Source organism: Microbacterium sp. Beta, assembly GCF_005502545.1.
Taxonomy (GTDB): Bacteria; Actinomycetota; Actinomycetes; order Actinomycetales; family Microbacteriaceae; genus Microbacterium; species Microbacterium oxydans.
Window position 1 is genome coordinate 135,082 of sequence record NZ_SCOG01000006.1, and the last position, 19,481, is coordinate 154,562.

The 19,481-nt window shown below is 69.1% G+C and carries 18 protein-coding genes; 14 read left to right on the forward strand and 4 right to left on the reverse strand.

Going from position 1 to position 19,481, the window contains the following annotated elements:
- Positions 1-48: 48 nt before the first annotated feature.
- Positions 49-834 carry an SDR family oxidoreductase gene (locus FFS56_RS08580; protein ID WP_058632388.1) on the reverse strand — a complete coding sequence of 262 codons (786 nt, stop codon included), beginning with the start codon at positions 832-834 and terminating at the stop codon, positions 49-51.
- 105 nt (positions 835-939) lie between these two features.
- On the opposite strand from FFS56_RS08580, the gene FFS56_RS08585 reads away from it, so the two are divergent.
- Positions 940-1,548 (forward strand): TetR/AcrR family transcriptional regulator, encoded by a 609-nt coding sequence (locus tag FFS56_RS08585; protein WP_233437312.1) that lies wholly within the window; start codon positions 940-942, stop codon positions 1,546-1,548.
- A 36-nt stretch (positions 1,549-1,584) separates the two neighbouring features.
- Here FFS56_RS08585 and FFS56_RS08590 read toward each other — a convergent pair whose 3' ends face one another.
- The gene (locus tag FFS56_RS08590) at positions 1,585-2,337 is read right to left on the reverse strand and encodes a hypothetical protein (protein WP_127012470.1); all 753 of its coding nucleotides are present in this window, start codon (positions 2,335-2,337) and stop codon (positions 1,585-1,587) included.
- A gap of 103 nt (positions 2,338-2,440) precedes the next feature.
- On the opposite strand from FFS56_RS08590, the gene FFS56_RS08595 reads away from it, so the two are divergent.
- From FFS56_RS08595 to FFS56_RS08605, 3 genes are all read left to right on the forward strand, one after another.
- Entirely contained in the window at positions 2,441-3,277 is an 837-nt protein-coding gene (locus tag FFS56_RS08595; protein ID WP_046749735.1) for an aldo/keto reductase, read from the forward strand.
- 90 nt (positions 3,278-3,367) lie between these two features.
- Positions 3,368-3,937, forward strand: coding sequence for an FMN reductase (msuE, locus tag FFS56_RS08600; protein ID WP_127012469.1), 570 nt, complete (start codon positions 3,368-3,370; stop codon positions 3,935-3,937).
- A gap of 34 nt (positions 3,938-3,971) precedes the next feature.
- Positions 3,972-5,774, forward strand: a complete 1,803-nt coding sequence (locus FFS56_RS08605) for a DUF255 domain-containing protein (protein WP_127012468.1) — start codon at positions 3,972-3,974, stop codon at positions 5,772-5,774.
- 3 nt (positions 5,775-5,777) lie between these two features.
- On the opposite strand, the gene FFS56_RS08610 is transcribed toward FFS56_RS08605, so the two are convergent.
- A complete protein-coding gene (locus FFS56_RS08610; protein ID WP_046749873.1) occupies positions 5,778-5,996 on the reverse strand; it encodes a hypothetical protein in 219 nt (72 codons plus the stop codon).
- 185 nt (positions 5,997-6,181) lie between these two features.
- On the opposite strand from FFS56_RS08610, the gene hisC reads away from it, so the two are divergent.
- The 4 genes from hisC to FFS56_RS08630 all read left to right on the forward strand — a co-directional run bounded on the left by hisC (position 6,182) and on the right by FFS56_RS08630 (position 10,531).
- Positions 6,182-7,249, forward strand: coding sequence for a histidinol-phosphate transaminase (hisC, locus tag FFS56_RS08615; protein WP_046749872.1), 1,068 nt, complete (start codon positions 6,182-6,184; stop codon positions 7,247-7,249).
- On the forward strand, positions 7,246-8,664 hold the full coding sequence (locus FFS56_RS08620) for an amino acid permease (RefSeq protein ID WP_046749732.1): 1,419 nt from the start codon (positions 7,246-7,248) through the stop codon (positions 8,662-8,664). The genes hisC and FFS56_RS08620 overlap by 4 nt, the downstream gene beginning before the upstream one ends.
- A 2-nt stretch (positions 8,665-8,666) precedes the next feature.
- The gene (locus FFS56_RS08625; protein WP_046749731.1) at positions 8,667-9,149 is read left to right on the forward strand and encodes an Lrp/AsnC family transcriptional regulator; all 483 of its coding nucleotides are present in this window, start codon (positions 8,667-8,669) and stop codon (positions 9,147-9,149) included.
- Positions 9,150-9,346: 197 nt separating this feature from the next.
- Positions 9,347-10,531, forward strand: a complete 1,185-nt coding sequence (locus FFS56_RS08630; protein ID WP_046749730.1) for a Cmx/CmrA family chloramphenicol efflux MFS transporter — start codon at positions 9,347-9,349, stop codon at positions 10,529-10,531.
- Here FFS56_RS08630 and FFS56_RS08635 read toward each other — a convergent pair.
- Positions 10,486-12,039 carry a phospholipid carrier-dependent glycosyltransferase gene (locus FFS56_RS08635; RefSeq protein WP_127012467.1) on the reverse strand — a complete coding sequence of 518 codons (1,554 nt, stop codon included), beginning with the start codon at positions 12,037-12,039 and terminating at the stop codon, positions 10,486-10,488. The genes FFS56_RS08630 and FFS56_RS08635 overlap by 46 nt on opposite strands.
- Positions 12,040-12,101: 62 nt before the next feature.
- On the opposite strand from FFS56_RS08635, the gene rsmI reads away from it, so the two are divergent.
- From rsmI to FFS56_RS08665, 6 genes are all read left to right on the forward strand, one after another.
- Positions 12,102-12,929 carry a 16S rRNA (cytidine(1402)-2'-O)-methyltransferase gene (gene rsmI / locus FFS56_RS08640; RefSeq protein ID WP_127012466.1) on the forward strand — a complete coding sequence of 276 codons (828 nt, stop codon included), beginning with the start codon at positions 12,102-12,104 and terminating at the stop codon, positions 12,927-12,929.
- Between the two features lie 2 nt (positions 12,930-12,931).
- Positions 12,932-14,038 carry a LacI family DNA-binding transcriptional regulator gene (locus tag FFS56_RS08645; protein WP_127012465.1) on the forward strand — a complete coding sequence of 369 codons (1,107 nt, stop codon included), beginning with the start codon at positions 12,932-12,934 and terminating at the stop codon, positions 14,036-14,038.
- A 118-nt stretch (positions 14,039-14,156) separates the two neighbouring features.
- Positions 14,157-15,836 (forward strand): ABC transporter substrate-binding protein, encoded by a 1,680-nt coding sequence (locus FFS56_RS08650; RefSeq protein WP_046749727.1) that lies wholly within the window; start codon positions 14,157-14,159, stop codon positions 15,834-15,836.
- Positions 15,833-16,813, forward strand: coding sequence for an ABC transporter permease (locus tag FFS56_RS08655; protein WP_127012464.1), 981 nt, complete (start codon positions 15,833-15,835; stop codon positions 16,811-16,813). Before FFS56_RS08650 ends, FFS56_RS08655 begins: the two co-directional genes overlap by 4 nt.
- Positions 16,810-17,724: an ABC transporter permease gene (locus FFS56_RS08660; RefSeq protein WP_127012463.1), complete on the forward strand. Its 915-nt coding sequence runs from the start codon at positions 16,810-16,812 to the stop codon at positions 17,722-17,724. The genes FFS56_RS08655 and FFS56_RS08660 overlap by 4 nt, the downstream gene beginning before the upstream one ends.
- Positions 17,721-19,448, forward strand: coding sequence for an ABC transporter ATP-binding protein (locus tag FFS56_RS08665; RefSeq protein ID WP_233437311.1), 1,728 nt, complete (start codon positions 17,721-17,723; stop codon positions 19,446-19,448). Before FFS56_RS08660 ends, FFS56_RS08665 begins: the two co-directional genes overlap by 4 nt.
- The last annotated feature ends 33 nt before the right edge of the window (positions 19,449-19,481 follow it).

The following is a 19,481-nucleotide window of genomic DNA, read 5'->3' on the forward strand; positions in this document are numbered from 1 at the left end:
GGCATCGGCCGGTGCCCCCTCTGCGCCTCTCAGACGTCTCCGGGCACCTCAGAAGTGGGTGCCGCCGTCGATGCGCACCTCGGTGCCGGTGATGAAGGCGCCGTCCTCGCTCGCGAGCATCGCCACGACACCGGCGACCGATTCCGGTCCGGCGAAACCCTCGCCGATCGCGGGTGCGAGCTTCATGAACAGGCTCATGTCGGCGTCGGCGGGGAGGCCGGGGCCGTTGCTCTGGTTGCTCCGTCCGGACCCGTCGGTCATGCCGGACGAGATCGACCCCGGCTGCACCGCGGTGAAGCGGATACCGCTCTTCGCGTACTCCGCTGCGAGCGCATGGGTCATCGACTGCACGCCGCCCTTGCTGGCCGCATAGGCCGCCATGTAGGGGTGTGCGAATCCGGCCGAGGTCGAGCTGAAGTTGACCACGGCGGCCGAGGAGCCCTCCTGCAGGGCGGGGATCGCCGCGCGGATGACGAGGAACGTGCCGACCAGGTTGATGCGGATGACCTGCTCGAACTGGTCGAGCGTCGTCTCGTGCGTGTGCGAGGAGCGGAGGATGCCGGCAGCGTTGACGAGCACGTCGAGTCCGCCCAGAGCGGCGACGGCTTCGGCGACGCCCGCGGCAACGGAGGCCTCGTCGGCGATGTTCATCGTGACGGTGGTGAGGCGTTCGGCGAGCGGCCCTGCCTTGGCGACCGTGTCGTCGAGGCCTTCGGTGCTGACGTCGGCGGCGACGACGCTGCCGCCTTCACGGAGCATCCGCAGCACGGTGGCCTGGCCGATGCCCGACCCTCCTCCGGTGACGAGAGCCCGACGTCCTTCATAGCGGTTCATGATCTTCCCTTCGTGATGAGTACTGGCAGGATATGCCTCTTTGGCATGTTGTGCCATCTAGTCCCAACCTGCCGGTGCGCGGATCTGTTCCCGTACGCTGTGACGGTGGAGACGTCGACCCTCACCGAGCGCCGCAGGGCCGCGACCGAGCGAGAGATCGCTGCCGCTGCGGCCGCGTTGTTCGCGGAGCAGAGCGTGGCGGGCGTCACCGCAGAGCAGATCGCGGCGCGTGCGGGCGTCTCGGTGCGGACGTTCTACCGCTACTTCGCACGCAAGGAAGACGCGATCGCGCCGATCCTCAGCGTCGGTGCGCAACGGTGGCAGGAGGCCTTCGCGCAGGTCGGAGAGGGGGCTCTGGGTGAGCAGATCCCGGCCGTGATCGAGGCGCAGCTCGCCGAGGGACAGTCAGGTGCGGGCATCGCCGACGGGCTCGAACTCGACACGATGCTCGGCGTGCTCCGCGGACTCGACGACGATTCCGAGATGCGCGACGTGTGGCTGCGTGTGAACGATGATTCCGAGCGCAGGTTGCGTGCGATCCTTCAGGAACGCGGCCTCGCCGTGTGGGATGCCGCATTGCTCGCCGCCGTCGCGACCGCCTCGATCCGCGTCGGGCTCGAACAGTGGGCGGCGGATCCCGACGGCCCTCGTCCCGCCGTGCGCGCAGTCGACGCCTTCCGGTCGATGTCGCAAGGGCTGAGCGGACTCGATTGACGTCGTCCGCTCACCGGCCCGTGCGCGGCGCCGTCGCTACACGGGCAATGCCAGATACAAGCGGTAGGCGGCTTGACCGGCGAAGCTGTCCGCGGCGTTCGCGGGCGCTTCGACGAGGTACAGGCGCCCGGGAGCATGCGGACGCGATTGCGCGTCGAGGTGCCACACCACCCGGCTGATCGTCGCTCCCTCGAAGTCGTATCGGGTGCCGGACCCGTCGTCGAAGACCTGTTCCGTGTAGGTGGGGTCGCCGATCCTGCTCCGGATGTCGATGGCGGCCTGTGCTGCCTCCTCGTCGGAGGCGAACTGCAGCACGGTCAGCGTGGCGCGTCCGGTGTCGGAGCTGAACACGGCGGTCGTGGCGTCGCGGGAGCCGAGGTCGTTCGGAGTATCCGTCCACTCGCCTTCGAGCTTCCAGTCGCCGGCAGCGGTTCCGACCTCCGTCGAGGCCGCGGTGCACAGCTCACCGCACCCCGATGTCGGAAGGGCAGGGGGTGGCGTCGTGGTCGGGGTGGATTCCGGTGTCGCCGATGTCGATGGTGCCGTGGTCGACTGTCCGCGTCCCTCGCCGATCTCGGCGCGCAGACCGGCGGCGAGAAGGAGATTCGTCCCGATGGTTCCGAGAAGGAGGAGGGCGGCGACGACGATGACCAGGATGACGATGGTCCGACTGCGCCTCTTCGTCGCTGAGACGACCCGTGTCTCATCCTCGTCGGGATCATGCGTCTCGGCCGCGGGCGGCGGGGGCGGGAGATACTCCTCATCGCCGGACGTGTCGCGTTCATTCATCGACCCTCAGCCTACGGAAGTCCGTCGGGCACTGCGGCGACCGCACCGACTTCTTTCGTCACCGGCCGGGTCCACCTGTCATCACAGGTCATAGGCTGGAGACATGACGATTCCTGCACTCGAACTGAACGACGGCAACTCCATCCCCCAGCTGGGCTACGGCGTCTTCAAGGTGCCGCCGGCAGAGACCGAGAAGGCGGTGAGCGAGGCTCTGGAGATCGGCTATCGCCACATCGACACCGCCGCGATCTACGGCAACGAGGAGGGCGTGGGTGCCGCCATCGCATCCTCTGGCATCCCCCGTGACGAGCTCTTCATCACGACGAAGCTCTGGAACGATCGTCACCATGACGACGAGCCCCGCGCCGCCATCGGCGAGAGCCTCGAGAAGCTGGGCCTCGAGAAGGTCGACCTGTACCTGGTGCACTGGCCCACCCCGGCCAAGGACGACTACGTGCACGCGTTCGCGAAGCTGATCGAGCTGCGTGAGGAAGGTCTCACCCGCAGCATCGGCGTATCGAACTTCCTGGTCCCGCACCTCGAGCGCACCGTGAAGGAGACGGGCGTGGTCCCGGCTGTGAACCAGATCGAGCTCCACCCCGCGTACCAGCGCCGCGATGAGGTCGCCTGGGCCGACGCGAACAATGTGCGCATCGAGGCATGGGGTCCGCTCGGCCAGGGCAAGTACGACCTGTTCGGCATCCCGGCCGTCGCGGATGCCGCAGCCGCGCACGGGGTCACCCCGGCGCAGGCGGTGCTCCGCTGGCACCTGCAGAAGGGCATCATCGTGTTCCCGAAGTCGGTGCGCGCCGAGCGCCTGCGTGAGAACCTCGACGTGTTCGGCTTCGAACTCACCGACGCCGAGATCGCCGCGATCGACGCCCTCGACCCGCTCGACGGTTCCGGCCGCGTGGGCTCGCACCCGGACGAGGTCAACTGACCCTCTCGGCGGAGACGGAGCCTCCGGGCCTACATGACGCCCCGTGTCGCCTCGCGCGACACGGGGCGTCGTCCTGAGTACCGTCGAGGCATGACAGCTCCGTACCGTGTCGTCGCCGTGTCGGGATCCCTGCACGAGCCCAGCAAGACGACCGCCCTCGTCCGCGCGATCACGGCCGCCATCGCCGAGCGCGCCGACATCGACTCGCAGCTCATCGAGCTGACGCAGATCGGACCGGGGCTGGCCGGCGCGTTGCAGCGTGACCAGCTGCCGCCGGAGGTCGAGGCGCAGTTGCAGGCGATCGAGTCCGCCGATCTGCTGATCGTGGGCAGCCCCGTGTATCGGGCGTCGTTCACCGGGCTCTTCAAGCACCTGTTCGACTTCGTCGGTCAGTACGACCTGGTGGGAAAGCCCGTGTTGCTCGCCGCGACGGGCGGCGGCGAGAAGCACGCGCTCATCATCGAGCACCAGCTGCGTCCGCTGTTCGCGTTCTTCCAGGCGCTCACCCTGCCCCTCGGCGTCTACGCCAGCAACACCGACTTCGACGGCTACGAGATCACCTCCGGGGTGCTCGAAGCCCGCATCGCTCTGGCAGCCGAGCGTGCGCTGCCGCTGGTGGGGTACGCGGCCTCGCGTCCGGTCGAACTCCTCGTCGGCTGACCGCAGTCGCCACGCGCGGCGTAGCGTGGAGGGCATGACCAATCGGCTCGCGGACACCCTCAGCCCGTACCTGCGCGCGCACGCCGACAATCCGGTCGACTGGTACCCGTGGGGTGAGGAGGCCTTCGCGGAGGCACGGCGGCGGGACGTGCCGCTGCTCATCTCGATCGGCTACTCGACCTGCCACTGGTGCCACGTGATGGCGAGGGAGTCTTTCGCCGATCCCGTCACCGCGGCGCTCATCAACGAGGGCTTCGTCGCCGTCAAGGTCGACCGTGAGGAGCACCCCCAGGTCGACGGTGCCTACATGGCGGCGGCCTCGGCCTTCACACAGAACCTGGGTTGGCCGCTGACGGTGTTCGCCACGCCGCGCGGACGCACCTTCTACGCCGGCACGTACTGGCCGCCGGAGGCCCGTGCGCCGATGCCCGCCTTCCGTGACGTCCTCGCCGCGGTGCGGGAGGCCTGGATGCTCCGTCGCACCGAGGCCGAGGAGTCGGCGGATGCCGTGACCGATGCACTCGCCCGAGCCGCGGAATCGGTGCCATCGGACGTCCCGGATGTCGTGGCGATCGCGACAGCGGCGGAGGCGATCGCGCAGCGGGAGGACCGCCAGTTCGGCGGCTTCGGCGGCGCGCCGAAGTTCCCCGTCGCCACCACACTGCGCTTCCTTCAACATCCCCTCGTGCGAGAAGGTGCGCCGGAGGCATCTGCCGCTGGTGCGCGCGCGCTCGCCGCGATGGCGGCCTCCGACCTTCGCGACGCCGACGGCGGATTCTTCCGCTACGCGACCGGGCGCGACTGGACCGTGCCGCACTACGAGCGGATGCTGACCGACAACGCGCAGCTGCTCGACATCGCTCGTGACGGGGGAGACGAGCCGACCGTGCGAGGTATCGCCTCGTTCCTGACGGGCGTGCTCCCGCGCGACGGAGGCGGATTCGGCGCGGCGCAGGATTCCGAGTCGACGATCGACGGCGTGCGCTCCGAGGGCGGGTACTACCTCCGCCCGGTGGCCGAGCGCGCGGGCCTGGAGCCCCCGGCGGTCGACGGCAAGGTGATCACCGGATGGAACGGACTCGCGATCGGTGCCCTCGCCCGCGCCGGGGCCGCGTTCGGAGAACGGGCGTGGATCGACGCGGCCGCCGCGGCTGCCGACCACGTGCTGCGCGCCAACCGGGACGCCGAAGGCGCCCTCGTGCGTGCGTCGCTGGATGGACGGGCATCGACTGCCGTCGCGACCGCCGCCGACCTCGGCCTTCTCGCCGACGGCCTCTTCGCGCTCGCGCTGGCGACCGGCGAGACGGACCGGGCGATCACGGCGCGTGGAATCCTCGACGACGTCCTGTCGGGAGCGGGAGGCGACGACCCCCTGCTCTCGGCGCAGGGCATCGCGACCTCGCCCGATCAGACCGACGGCGATCTGCCGTCGGATGCCGCGGCGATCGCGAGCGCCGCCCTGACCGCGTGGTGGATGGGCGCGGGGGATCGGTATCGGGAAGCGGCCGTGTCGACGGTGAGCGCGCTCGCCGCCAGGTCGCTGGAGCAGCCGTTCGCCCACGGCACCCTGCTGCGGGTGGCCGCCGGCCTCGCGGCCCCGCCCCGTCAGCTCGTCGTGGTCACCGGGGCACCGGACAGCGCGCTCGCCGCCGCAGGCCGAGGCGCTGACGCCGAGGTCGTCGCCGTGGTCACCCCGGACCAGGCGCGGGCGTTCGCGGATGCCGGGTTCGAACTGTTCGAGGGCAAGGACGCGTCGACGGAGCGCGCCTACGACTGCCGTGCGTTCGTGTGCGGCCTGCCGGTCAGCGACCCGGCCGCGGTGTCGGTCGCGCGCTGAGGGTCATGCCTGGTTGCGCAGATGCCGGCGGGCGGTGCGCTCGTTGCCGCGGCGGTAGTTCCCGGTGACGCGCGCCATCAGTTGTTGCGCGTCGCCCGTGGCCGCCTGTGCCAGGAATTCCTGCGCGCGAGCGCCGCGAAGGACGGACGCCGTGATGCCGTGATGGCGGATGACGACATCCTCGCCGCGCACCGCGAACTCGAATCCTGAGGGAGCGCCCATGAGGCGAGCGTAGCGGCCGATGTCCGATGTCGACATCTGCCTGTGCAGTGTGTCCAGCCCATCCCGAGGGACGGGCGCTCGATTGCGCGAGATGCGCAGCTTCCGGTGCGCCGATTGCCCAGTGGTGGGATTCCGTTCTAGTGTTGCGCGACACCTCACCCGATCACAGCAAGGACGCTCTGACGATGCCCCTTCCCACTCGCGCCGGACTCGATGCCGTTCCCGCTTACCGTCAGGGGCGCTCCGCTCCGGTCGGTGCGTCCAAGCTCTCCTCGAACGAGTCCCCGCACCCGCCGCTCCCGTCGGTCGTCGAGGCCGTGCGTGAGCGGCTCGACGGCATCAACCGCTATCCGGACATGAGCGCCGCGAAACTGCGCGAGCGACTGGCCTCCCGCTACGGTGTCGACGTCTCCGAGGTCACCGTCGGCGCCGGGTCGGTGGAGATCGCAGCCCAGCTCATCCACGCGGTCGCCGGTGACGGCGACGAGGTCGTCTTCGCGTGGCGGTCGTTCGAGGCGTATCCGTCGCTCGTCCGCATCGCCGGGGCGACGCCCGTCCCGGTGCCGCTCGACGCGGACCACGCTCACGACCTCGACGCGATGCTGGCGGCGATCACCCCACGCACCCGCCTGATCTTCGTCTGCAATCCGAACAACCCGACGGGCACCGTCGTGAGTGCCGACGAGTTGGAGCGTTTCGTCGCGGCGGTGCCGCACGACGTGCTCGTGGTCATCGACGAGGCCTACGTGCACTTCGACCGCACCGAGAGCAGGGGAGCCGGCATCGAGCTGTTCCGACGTCACCCGCACGTGGCCGTGCTGCACACGTTCTCCAAGGCCTACGGGCTCGCCGGGCTCCGGATCGGCTACGCCATCGCGCCGGCCGCCGTCGCCGAGAACCAGCGCAAGGTGGCGGTGCCGTTCGGTGTGACCGACCTCGCCCAGACCGCTGCCCTCGCGTCCCTCGACGCCGAGGACGAGCTCGCGACGCGTATCGACGAGGTGGTCGCCCAGCGCGACCGCCTGCACGACGTGCTCACTGCCGCCGGATGGCCCGCCGTCCGCTCGCAGGCCAACTTCGTCTGGGTGCCATCCGGGGACCGCACACCGGAGCTCGAACGACTGCTCCAGGAGGGCGGCGTGGTCGCACGCGTCTTCCCCGGCGAGGGCGTCCGCATCTCCTCGGGCTCCGTGGAGGACATCGATCGGGTGCAAGCCGCCCTCGAGACCGAGCTCGCCGAGGTGAACGCATGACCGATGGACGCGTGACCAACGATCCCGTGACCGAGGTGCCCACCACCACGACGACCACCAAGGGTCTGCACCCGGGGCTGACGCGCCGTCAGATCTCGATGATGGGACTCGGCGGCGCGATCGGCGCCGGCCTGTTCGTCGGCTCGGGCCAGGCGATCAGCATCGCGGGGCCCGCAGTGCTGGTGTCGTACCTCGTGGCCGGCGGCATCGTCGTGCTCGTGATGGCGATGCTGGCCGAGATGGTCGCGGCGAGGCCGAGCTCCGGTGCCTTCAGCTCGTACGCGCAGAAGGCGATGGGCCGTAGCGCCGGCAGCGCGGTGGGCTGGCTGTACTGGATCCAGCTGGTCGTGGTGATCGCGGCCGAGGCGACGGGCGCCGGCGCGATCGTGGCGAACTGGACCCCGGGGATCCCAGCTTGGGTGTGGGTGCTGATCTTCGTCGTGGCGCTCACGGCCGTGAACCTGTTCGGCGTGCGCAACTACGGTCGCTTCGAGTTCTGGTTCGCGGCGATCAAGGTCGCGGCGATCATCGCCTTCCTCGTGGTCGGGGTGTGCGCGATCGTCGGCCTCATCCCGGGCGTGCCGGGTACCGGCATCTCGAACCTCGTCGACAACGGCGGGTTCGCCCCGAACGGCATCGCGGGCATCGCCGGTGCCCTGCTCATCGTGGTCTTCGCGTTCGGCGGCACCGAGGTGGTCGCCATCGCCGCCGCCGAGTCGAACGATCCCGCGCGCAACATCCGCCGCATCGTCCGCGAGGTGCTCGTGCGCATCATGGTGTTCTACGTCGGGTCGATCTTCGTGATCGTGGCGGTGCTGCCCTGGAACGATCCTGCGGTGAAGGCCGGCCCGTTCTCCGCGGTGCTCGAGACCCTGAACGTACCGGGAGTCGGCCTCGTGATGGACTTGATCGTGATCATCGCGCTGCTCTCGGCCATGAACGCCAACATCTACGGTGCCTCCCGCATGGCGTACTCGCTGGGGGAGCGGGGCCTTGCTCCGCTGGCTGCGACCCGGACGAGCCTCAAGGGCGTGCCGTTCGTCGCGGTGCTGGCCTCCGTCGCCTTCGGGTTCGTCACGGTCGGACTCAACTGGGCGTTCCCCGACGTCGTGCTGCCGGCCCTGCTCAACGTGGTCGGCTCGACGCTGCTGGTGATCTGGACCGCGACCGCGGTGGCGCAGATCATCCTCCGCCGTCGTGCGGACCGCGCAGGCGACGAGATGCCGATGCGGATGTGGGGCTTCCCCTGGCTGTCGTGGCTGTGTCTGGTGCTGCTCGCCGCGGTGATCGCCCTCGCGATGATCGATGAGGCCGCCCGCATCCAGTTGCTGCTGACACTCGGGCTCACCGCCGTGCTCCTGCTCGTCGCACGCGCGACCAGGAGCGTGGCGAGGCCCGGCGTCCCGCGGGAGTGACGATGCGCATCGATCGCCTCGACGCCCAGCTCATCCGACTGCTCACGGAGTCGCCGCAGCTGCCGATCCTGGAGTGCGCGCGGCGGCTCGGCATCGCGCGGGGAACGGCGACGAGCCGACTCGCGCGCCTGCACGAGGGCGGGGTGATCGAGGCGATCGTGCCGCGCATCGATCCGGCCGGATTCGGATACGGTGTCGTCGCCTTCTGCCTGGTCGAGATCGATCAGAAGGTCGGGCATGACGAGGTGGCGACGGCGCTGGCCGACGCCGTCCCAGAGATCGTCGACATGCACACCGTCACCGGAGCGAGCGACATGCAACTGCGACTGGTGGCGCGCGATGCCACGCAGTTGCAGGAGGTGCTCGACCGGGTCGCCCTGGTGCCGGGGGTCGCCCGCACCGCGTCGTCGATCGCGATGCGCACGCATCTCTCCGGTCGGGTGCTCCCTCTGGTCGAACACGTCGCGGCGGACGAGATGCCGTAGCGCGGTAGAGTTCGAGCATGTCGAGTCCCGAGTCAGACGAGTCGGGGGCCGTCGGTCACACCGCCGGCCCCGTGCGCCGATAGCTGCGATCCCGTAGCTGCGCCTCCCCTCCGCGGAGGCGCCCACCGGTGCATCCCCGGATGCCGGCCGTGGTGACGAGAAGCCCCCTTCTTGATCTCTCACCTCGGAGTACTGCCATGCCCTCTGCTCTCTACCTGCTCGCCCTTGCCGTCTTCGTCATGGGCACGTCCGAATTCATGCTCGCGGGTCTCCTGCCCGCGATCGCCGCCGATCTCGACGTCTCCGTCGGCACCGCGGGTCTGCTCACCTCGGCCTTCGCGGTCGGCATGGTGGTCGGCGCGCCGATGATGGCGGCCTTCGCACGCCGATGGCCGCCCCGACGCACGCTGGTCGCGTGTCTCGTGCTGTTCGCCGGGTGCCATGTCGTCGGGGCGCTGACCCCGATGTTCCCGGTGCTGCTCCTCACCCGTGTGCTCGCGGCGCTCGCCAACGCGGGCTTCCTCGCGGTGGCCCTGCGCGCGGCCACTGCCATGGTTCCGGCCGATCGGAAGGGGCGGGCGCTGTCGATCCTGCTCGCCGGCACGACGGTCGCCACGGTCGCGGGAGTGCCGGGCGGCTCCCTGCTCGGTTCGGCCCTGGGGTGGAGGGCGACCTTCTGGGCTGTCGCCCTCCTGTGCGCTCCGGCGATCATCGGCGTCGTGCGCGGCATCGCGAACTCGGTGGGCTCAGCGGAGCAGGCCGCAGCCTCACCGCGCCTCCGCGCAGAACTCCGTCAGCTGGCGACGCCGATGCTCCTGCTGCCCATGGGCATCGGTGCGCTGATCAACGGTGGCACCTTCGCGGCTTTCACCTTCCTCGCCCCCGTCGTCACCGAGGCGGCGGGTCTTGCGGAGATCTGGGTGTCGGCGGCGCTGGTGCTGTTCGGTATCGGTTCCTTCCTCGGCGTGGCGCTCGCGGGCCGGCTCTGCGACCGGCGTCCCGGGCTCGTGCTCTTCGTCGGCGGACCGCTGCTGCTGACGGGCTGGGTCGGGCTGGCGGCGTTCGCCTCCGCCCCGGCTGCGCTCCTCGCGCTCGTCTTCGTGCAGGGCGTGCTGTCCTTCGCCGTCGGGAGCACGGTGATCACCCGCGTGCTCTACGCCGCATCGGGTGCGCCCACGATGGGGGGCTCGTACGCCACGGCGGCATTGAACGTCGGCGCGGCCGTCGGTCCGGTGCTCGGTGCGGTTGCACTCAGCGCGGGGTGGGGCCTGCTCGCCCCGATCTGGGTCGCGTCAGGCCTGACAGCCGCGGCTCTCGCGATCCTGCTGCTGACGCGTCACACCCAGCCGGGCAGCCAGTTGTGCAGCAGCCAGAAGTCGTAGGGCACACTCATCCCGGTCCACAGCGGCAGGAAGAACGCCGACACCAGCACGACGAAGGCGAGGAAGATCATCACGGTGCGCTCGCCCGACTGTCGACGGTGCAGCGGATCCTCGCGCTTCCCGGCGATGATCCGCAACGTCATCGCGAGGGCGATCACCAGGAACGGCATCATGACGACCGTGTAGAACTGGAAGATCGTGCGCTCGGGGAACATGAGCCAGGGCAGGTACGTCACAGCGAGACCGACCAGGGGGATGCTCAGCTCCGGGCCCACGGGCTGCTTCGTGATCCACCCCCGCACGAGGCGGTACACCAGGTAGATCGAGGCCGCGACGCCCGCGTACCAGATGAGGGGATTCGGGATCGCCGAGATCACGCCGATGCAGTGGTCGGTGCCGCATCCCGTGGGTTCGGAGTCGACCCAGACCGCGGTGGGGCGCAGCAGGAACGGCCACTCCCATGCGGCACTCGCATACGGGTGCCCTCTGGTGAGACCGACGTGGAAGCCGAGCATCGACTCGTGGTACTTCCACAGGGCGATCAGCGGGTTGGAGTCGCTCTGCCGGTCGTACCCTCCGGCCGTCACGAGCCATCCGGTCCAGCTGACCAGGTACACGGCGAGAGCGGGGAAGACGAGCAGCACGAACGAGACGGGACCCTGGCGGAACGCGGCGGCAGTCGGCCACAGGACCACTCCGGCGCGGCGCCGCGCCAGCGCATCGGTGATGACGACGTAGAGGCCGAAACCCGCGAGCACGTACAGGCCCGACCATTTCACGGCCGAGGCCGCCCCGAGCGCCAGCCCTGCGGCGACGAGCCAGGGGCGACGCCAGAGCACCGGCCCCCAGAACGGGTCGGGACGCTCGGGGTCTCGCCTCTCGAGCACGGGGATCGTCCGCTGCCGGTCGATGATCACGAAGAGCACGCCCAGCAGGACGAAGAAGGTCAGGATGCCGTCGAGCAGGGCGATGCGGCTCATCACGATGCTCAGACCGTCGATCGCGAGCAGCGTCCCCGCCACGCTCGCGACGACGACGGAGCCGCTGAGGCGGCGGGCGATCAGGTAGACCAGCAGCACCGATGCGGTGCCGAGCACCGCGGTGGCGAGGCGCCATCCCGCGCTGTTGTCGGGTCCGCCGATCGCCATGCCGAGCGCGATGAGCCACTTGCCGAGCGGGGGGTGCACGATGAACGCGCCCTGCTCGGACAACGGCAACTGCTGCAGCGTGACGAACGCATCGTTGGCGTTCTCGCCCCAGGTGCCCTCGTAGCCCAGGGTCCACAGCGACCAGGCGTCTTTGACGTAGTAGGTCTCGTCGAAGGCGAGCTGGTGCGGGTGGGCGACGTTGATCAGGCGCAGGAGCGCGGCGATCGCGGTGATGACGAGCGGCGCGAGCCAGCGGATCGCGCGACCCCAGTCGGGATCCAGCAGCAGACGATCGCGGAGCTGCCCGTAGCGCGTCGACCGCTCGGGGGGAGCGGGGAGCAATGGTTCGGGCGCGGTCACCGGTCCAGCCTAGACAACGTGCCTTCTCGTTCCGCTGCATCGCGCCCGCCTAAGCTGGGCGGGTGATCATCCTCGCCGCCACTCCGATCGGAAATCTCGGCGACGCGTCTCGCCGCCTCGTGGAGGTGCTGGAGAACGCCGAGGTCGTCGTGGCCGAGGACACCCGCACCACGCAGCGACTGCTCAAGGCGCTGGAGATCGACAACAGACCTCGCCTAATCGCCCTGCACGACCACAACGAGAAGCAGAAGGCGGCCGAGCTGGCGGCGCTCGCCGCGGAGACCGACATCGTCGTGATGAGCGATGCCGGGATGCCCACGGTGAGCGATCCGGGATACGGATTGGTCGCCGAGGCCGTTGCCCAGGGCGTGACGGTGACCGCGATCCCCGGGCCGAGCGCGGTGCTGATGGCACTGGCGATCTCAGGCCTGCCCACCGATCGCTTCACGTTCGAGGGCTTCCTGCCGCGCAAGCCGGGGGAGCGGCGTTCGACCCTTCGCGCCCTGGCTGCCGAACCCCGCACCATGGTCTTCTTCGAGTCGCCCGCACGTCTGGCCGGTGCGCTGACGGACATGGGAGCCGCGTTCGGCGACGAGCGGCGCATCGCCGTGTGTCGCGAGCTCACGAAGTTCTACGAGGAGGTACGCCGCGGCACTGCGCCCGAACTCGTCGCGTGGGCGGAGGACGGCGTCAAGGGCGAGATCGTGATCGTGGTCGAAGGGGCCTCCCGCCGAGACGCCTCTCCGGAAGACGCCCTCACCCAGGTGCAGACGCTCGTCGCGGACGGCGTCCGCCTGAAGGACGCCGCCTCCGAGGTCGCCGCCCTCACCGGTCTCTCCTCCCGCGACCTCTACCAGGCGGCTCTCGCCGCTCGCTCCGGAGGAGTGTGACCGTGAGCAAGGCGGCGACCGTGTACGACGTGGCCGATCGGGCCGGCGTCTCGATCGCCACGGTCTCGCGCGTGCTGCGCTCGCCGGATGCCGTGCGTCCGGTCACGCGGGAGCGCGTGCTCGATGCGGTGACCGCTCTCGGGTACGTCCCCAGCGGCAGTGCCCGCGGACTCGCCGAACGCCGCACCGGCGTGCTCGGGCTGTACTTCCCCGGCTTCGACGCCGCGGAGGATGCCCCGCCGCTCGACGCGCTCTCCGCCGCTGAGGAACACGCGCCTCCCTTCGCGATCGTCCGCGATGAGACCGAGTCCGACGGCGGGCACACCTCGATGCTGTTCCTCGACGAGGTGCTGCGCGGCGCCGAGCTCGAAGCATGGAAGCAGGGTTTCGTACTGATGGTCGGCGTCGGCCGCGATGATCCTGACCGTTCCACGGTGCGGGACATGGCTGGTCGGGTCGACGGCCTCATGGTGCTCGCGAGCAGCGTGCCGGACGACGTTCTGGCGCGACTGGCGCGACGCATCCCCGTGGTGGTGCTCTCCGGCCCGCCGCGCGGAGATCACTACGACCACGTGACGGTGAGCAACGCCGAGGCCATGGCGGAGCTGACCCGGCACGTGCTCGGGCAGGTGGGAGACGGGCGGCTCGCCTTCCTCGCGGGACCGGCGGACTCTCCCGACGGTCTGCAGCGCTGGGACGGTTTCGCCGCCGCGGTGGCGGGGGCGGGGCGGAGCCTCGACGACGTGACGGTGCTGCGCGGCGACTTCACACGGGCTTCTGGTCGGAGGGCGGCCGAGGAGCTTCTCGTCACGGGGGCGCCGGCCGCGCTGATCTCGGCGAACGATCAGATGGCGCTCGGAGCGCTCGACGTGTTCCGCGGAGCGGACGTCCACGTACCGGACGACATGCTCGTGACGGGCTTCGACGGCATCGAGGCCGCTGCCCTGTCGCAGCCCCCGCTGACCACGATCCGTCAGCCGATGATCGACCTCGGACGCGCGGCCGTGCAGGTGCTGGCCCGCCGTCTCGAGCACGCCGAGGCGGAGCCCGTGGTGGCCCGTCTGCCGCTGCAGATCCTGCTCCGCGAGAGCTCGCAGCGCCCCCTCTGACCGGCCGGAAACGCTCACCGCGCCGGTGTCAAGGGGTTGCGATCTCAAAATGTATGCGCTTACAATCTGGAAGGCGGCGTCGGTCGCCGGTCATGACAGAGACGACATGAGGTGGCAGATGTCAGAGGGCACAACGCCGAGAGGGCGCGTGATGCAGCGCTGGCGCAGAGCGGCGATCGTGGGCCTCGCGGCCGTGGCGGTCGCACTCAGCGGCTGCAGCATCCAGATCACATCCCAACCCGATCCCTCGATCGGTGCCGACACGATGCTGATCAATGCCGACAAGGGCAACCCGTTCTTCACGAAGAACTTCAACCCGTATCTCACGAACACGCGCACCGCGTCCCGGTGGATCTACGAGCCGCTCATCCTGATCAACCCGCTCGACGGCACGCAGAACCCCTGGCTCGCGTCCGAATGGACGCAGCCCGACGCCCGCACCATCGTCATGACGATCCGCGATGGCGTCACCTGGAGCGATGGGGAAGACCTGACGCCCGAAGACGTGGCGTTCACCTTCCAGCTGCTCAAGGACAACCCGTCCCTCGATATCAAGGGTGCGTGGCAGCACCTCGACAGTGTCGACACCTCGGGCGACGATGTGGTGCTGCACCTCAAGACCGAAGACGCCCCCTCGCTGTCGATCCTGGGCCAGACCATGATCGTCCCCGAGCACCTCTGGGCCGACGTGAAGGATCCGGGCACATACCGCAACGAGAACCCGGTCGGCACCGGTCCCTTCGTGCTCGGCAACTACAACGACCAGCAGTACTCGATGGACAAGAACCCCGACTACTGGCAGGCCGACTCGATCGAGATCGAGCACATCATCCTCCCCGCCACGAACTCCCAGCTCGACACCGTCACCCGCGGCTATGACTGGGCCTACTCCTTCATCTCCGACGTCGAGGGCACCTGGGGCGCGGCGAGCGAGCACAACAACTGGTGGTTCCCGCCGGGTGGCGTGATCGCGCTCATGCCGAACCTGGAGGTGGCGCCCTTCGACGACGTGAACGTGCGCCGGGGCATCGCTCTCTCGCTCGACCGCGACGAGATCGCCGAGACGGCATCGGAGGGCTACATGAAGCCGGCCGGTCAGACCGGACTCATCCTGCCCAACCAGCAGCAGTACCTCGACCCGAGCATCCCCGACCAGGGCATGATCACGCAGGACAGGGACGCAGCGCTCGCCGCCTTCGCCGAGGCGGGGTACACACTCGACGGCGACCGGCTCATCGGGGCCGACGGCCAGCAGCTCGAGTTCGCCCTGACCACCGCGAACGGCTACTCCGACTGGACGCGCGCGGCGCAGACCGTGCAGAGCCAGCTCGCCGCGGTCGGCGTGAAGGTCACCCTCAAGCTCCCGCAGCCCGCGGGCTATCAGAGCGCGATCAGCAACGGCGACTTCGAGATGGCCATCGGCGGCATGGGGAACGGCGACATCTACCAGGCGTACAACAACCTGCTCTCCAGCGAGTTCTATGTGCCGTCCGGCGAGGCCACGGCGAACAACTTCGAGCGCTACAAGTCACCCGAGGTCGATGAGCTGCTGGCCGAGTACCGCGAGACCGTCGACACCGCTCGCCAGACCGAGATCGTCAAGGAGCTGCAGCGCATCGTCTACGACGAGATGCCCGTGATCGGCCTCTACTACGGCGGCATCTGGGGCCTGTTCAGCGATGCCAAGTTCACCGGCTGGCCGAGTGAGGAAGACCCGTACATGATCCCGCAGAACTACGACTCCGCGCCGCTGGGTATCTTCACCCGGCTGGAGCGAGTGCAGGAGGACGACAAGTGAAGTACGTGCTCCAGAAGTTCGGCCTGTTCGTGCTCACCCTGTGGGCCGCGGTCACCCTGAACTTCTTCCTGCCGCGAATGATGCCGGGCTCCCCGGCGGATGCCGCCATCGCCAAGCTGTCCCAGAACGGGCCGGTGTCGGATGCGACGCGTGCCGCCATCGAGGCACAGCTGGGTGTTCCGACCGGGTCGCTGTGGGATCAGTACATCGCCTACCTCGGTCAGGTCGTGCGGCTCGACTTCGGCGTTTCGTACACGTTCTACCCGCAGTCGGTGTCGAGCATGGTCTCCACGGCCTTCCCCTACACGATCGGGCTGGTCGGTATCGTCACCGTGCTCGCGTTCGTGATCGGCACGCTCATCGGAGTGATGGCTGCCTGGCGCCGAGGGACGTGGCTCGATTCGCTGCCCACGCTGACCGGATCGTTCCTGAGCACGTTCCCCTATTTCTGGACGGCGCTGCTGCTGCTCTTCTTCTTCGGGTACGTGCTGCACTGGTTCCCGACGACCGGCGCCTACTCCGCGACGACGACCCCTGGCTTCACGTGGGAGTTCCTCGGTGATCTGATCAGTCATGCGTTCCTTCCGGCGCTGACGATCCTGCTCATTTCGCTGGGCGGCTGGATCATCGGGATGCGCAACGCCATGATCAACACCCTCGGCGAGGACTACATCACCTTCGGTGAGGCGAACGGTCTGCGGGGGCACACGATCGCCCTCCGGTACGCGGCCCGCAACGCGATCCTGCCGAACCTCACGGGCTTCGGGCTCACGCTCGGCGGCGTGGTGGGCGGATCGATCCTCGTCGAGCAGGTCTTCGGCTATCCCGGCATCGGATACCTGCTGTTCAACGCCGTGATCGGGCAGGACTACCCGCTCATGCAGGCGCTCTTCCTGATGATCACCGTGAGCGTGCTCATCGCCAACTTCCTCGTAGACATCCTCTACGGGGTTCTCGACCCGAGGACTCGCCGATGACCTCCACCATGAACGTCAAGATCCCCGCCGAGCGCATCGCCGCGCCCAGCCCGTGGCGCGCCTTCGGACGCATGGTCGCCACGCTCTGGAGCAACGGCAAGGCGCGGCTCGGGCTGTGCATCCTCGCCTTCTTCGTGCTGGTGGCGGTGTTCGCCCCTCTCCTGGCCCCGTACGGCGCGAAGGACAACGGCTTCGAGCGCAACGCCGATGCGTCGGGGGCGCACTGGCTCGGCACGACCGCTGCCGGGGAGGACGTGCTCAGCCAGCTCATCTACGGCGCACAGGTCAGCCTCCTTGTCGGCTTCGCCGCCGGAATCCTGTCCACGATCGTGGCCGTGCTCATCGGCCTCAGCTGGGGGTACATGCGAGGGTTCCTCGGCGAGGTGATCGGCTTCATCGTCAACCTCTTCCTCGTGATCCCCGGCCTGCCGCTCATGATCGTGATCGCCGCCTACCTGCAGAACGGCGGCATCCTGATGATCATCGCGGTGATCGTCGTGACCGGTTGGGCGTGGGGTGCGCGTGTGCTCCGCAGCCAGACGCAGTCGCTGCGGGGGAACGATTTCGTCACCTCGGCGCAGTTCTCGGGCGACAGCAGGACGCGCATCGTGTTCCGCGAGATCCTGCCGAACATGACCTCGATCATCGCGGGCACCCTCTTCGGTGCGGCGACTGCGGCGATCCTGGCGGAGGCGGGGCTGGAGTTCCTCGGCCTCGGCGACTCCAGCATCGTCAGCTGGGGCACCATGCTCTACTGGGCGCAGAACTCCAACTCGCTGCTCACCGGACAGTGGCTGCTGCTGTTCGCCCCCGGTCTGTGCATCGCCCTGCTGGCGCTCAGTCTGACACTGATCAACTTCGGCGTGGACGGCATCTCCAATCCGCGCCTGCGAGAGGGGAAGGGGCGATGACCGCCATGACGGAGAACATCGACATGCGCGAGAACGACATCCTGCTGGACGTGCAGAACCTCTCGGTGGAGTACGCCTCGCCGGGGACGACGCCGGTCACCGCGGTCGAGGACGTCTCGTTCTCCCTCCGCCGTGGGGAGTTCGTCGGACTCGTCGGTGAATCCGGCTCAGGGAAGTCCACGCTCGGATTCGCCCTCACGCGACTGCAGAAGCCGCCGGCACGGATCAGCGCAGGACGCATCCTGTTCGGAGGACGTGACATCCGGGAGCTCGACGCCGAGGAGCTGCGCCGTCAGCGTCAGGGTGGGTTCGCGATGGTGCTGCAGTCGGGCATGAACGCGCTCAACCCGGTGCGCACGATCGGCAACCACTTCCGCGACATCTTCGCTGCGCACGGCCACGTGCCGAAGGACGCGCGCGAGGCGAGGGCTCAGGAGCTCGTGGGCAAGGTGGGCCTCGATCCCTCGGTGCTCGCCCGCTTCCCGGGTGAGCTCTCCGGCGGTATGCGCCAGCGCGCCTCGATCGCCCTCGCCCTGTCGCTCGAACCGCAGCTGATGGTGTTCGACGAGCCCACCACCGCGCTCGACGTGCTGGTGCAGCATGCCGTGATGGACACGATCAAGGACCTGCAGCGGGCCGAGCGCTTCACCGCGATCCTGATCAGCCACGACCTCGGCATCGTGCTGGAGGCGACGGACCGGGTGATGGTGATGCACGAGGGACACATCGTCGAGGACGCCAGGAGCATCGACATCCTGGAACGCCCGCAGGACGAGTACACGCGGATGCTGCTGAGCCACTACGCCGACCCCCGGGCCGAGAAGATCGAGATCCCCGGATTCCTCGACGCGGGCACCCGGCGTCGTGAGGGACGTTCGCGCACCGACGTCACCGAGACCCTGCCGACCGTGTCGTCGCGCGACACCCGTCGGGCGGATGCGGCGATCGTGGTCGAGGGCGTCTCGAAGCACTACCCGGCACCGCGTCGCGGACAGAGCGCCGTCACCGCGGTCGACGACGTGTCGTTCCGGCTGGAACCGGGGGAGTCCCTCGCCCTGGTCGGCGCATCGGGTTCGGGCAAGTCGACCATCGCCAAGATGCTCACCGGCGTCGAGAAGCCCACCTCCGGCACCGTCCGCTTCGGGGACACCGACGTGGCGACGCTCAAGCGCCGTGGTCTGCGCGATCTGCGCAAGGACGTGCAGATGGTGTTCCAGGATCCGTACGCGGCGCTCAACCCGCTGCACACGGTCGAGTACGCCCTGACCCGGCCGGTCGTGAACTACACGAAGCTGCGCGGTCCGGAGGCCAGAGCCCGGGTGTTCGAGCTGCTCGAGACCGTCGGCCTGACTCCCGTCGAGCAGTTCGCGGCCAAGCTGCCGCACCAGCTCTCCGGAGGACAGCGACAGCGCGTGGTGATCGCCAGGGCGCTCGCGAGCGACCCGCAGGTGCTGATCGCCGACGAACCGGTCTCGATGCTCGACGTATCGCTCCGCGCCGGAGTGCTGGCGCTGCTGGAGGACCTGCGCGAGCGGTGGGGCATCAGCATGCTCTACATCACGCACGACCTGCTGAGCGCGCGTCTCGTCACCGAGAACATCCTCGTGCTCAACAGCGGCCGAGTGGTCGAACGCGGTGAGACCTCGCAGGTGCTGCAGCATCCGGAGGACCCGTACACGGTCGAACTGCTCGACGCCGTGCCGAACCCCGCCCGCGCCCGCTGACGCGCGGACGACGCCTGCAAGAAAGAGAGAGGA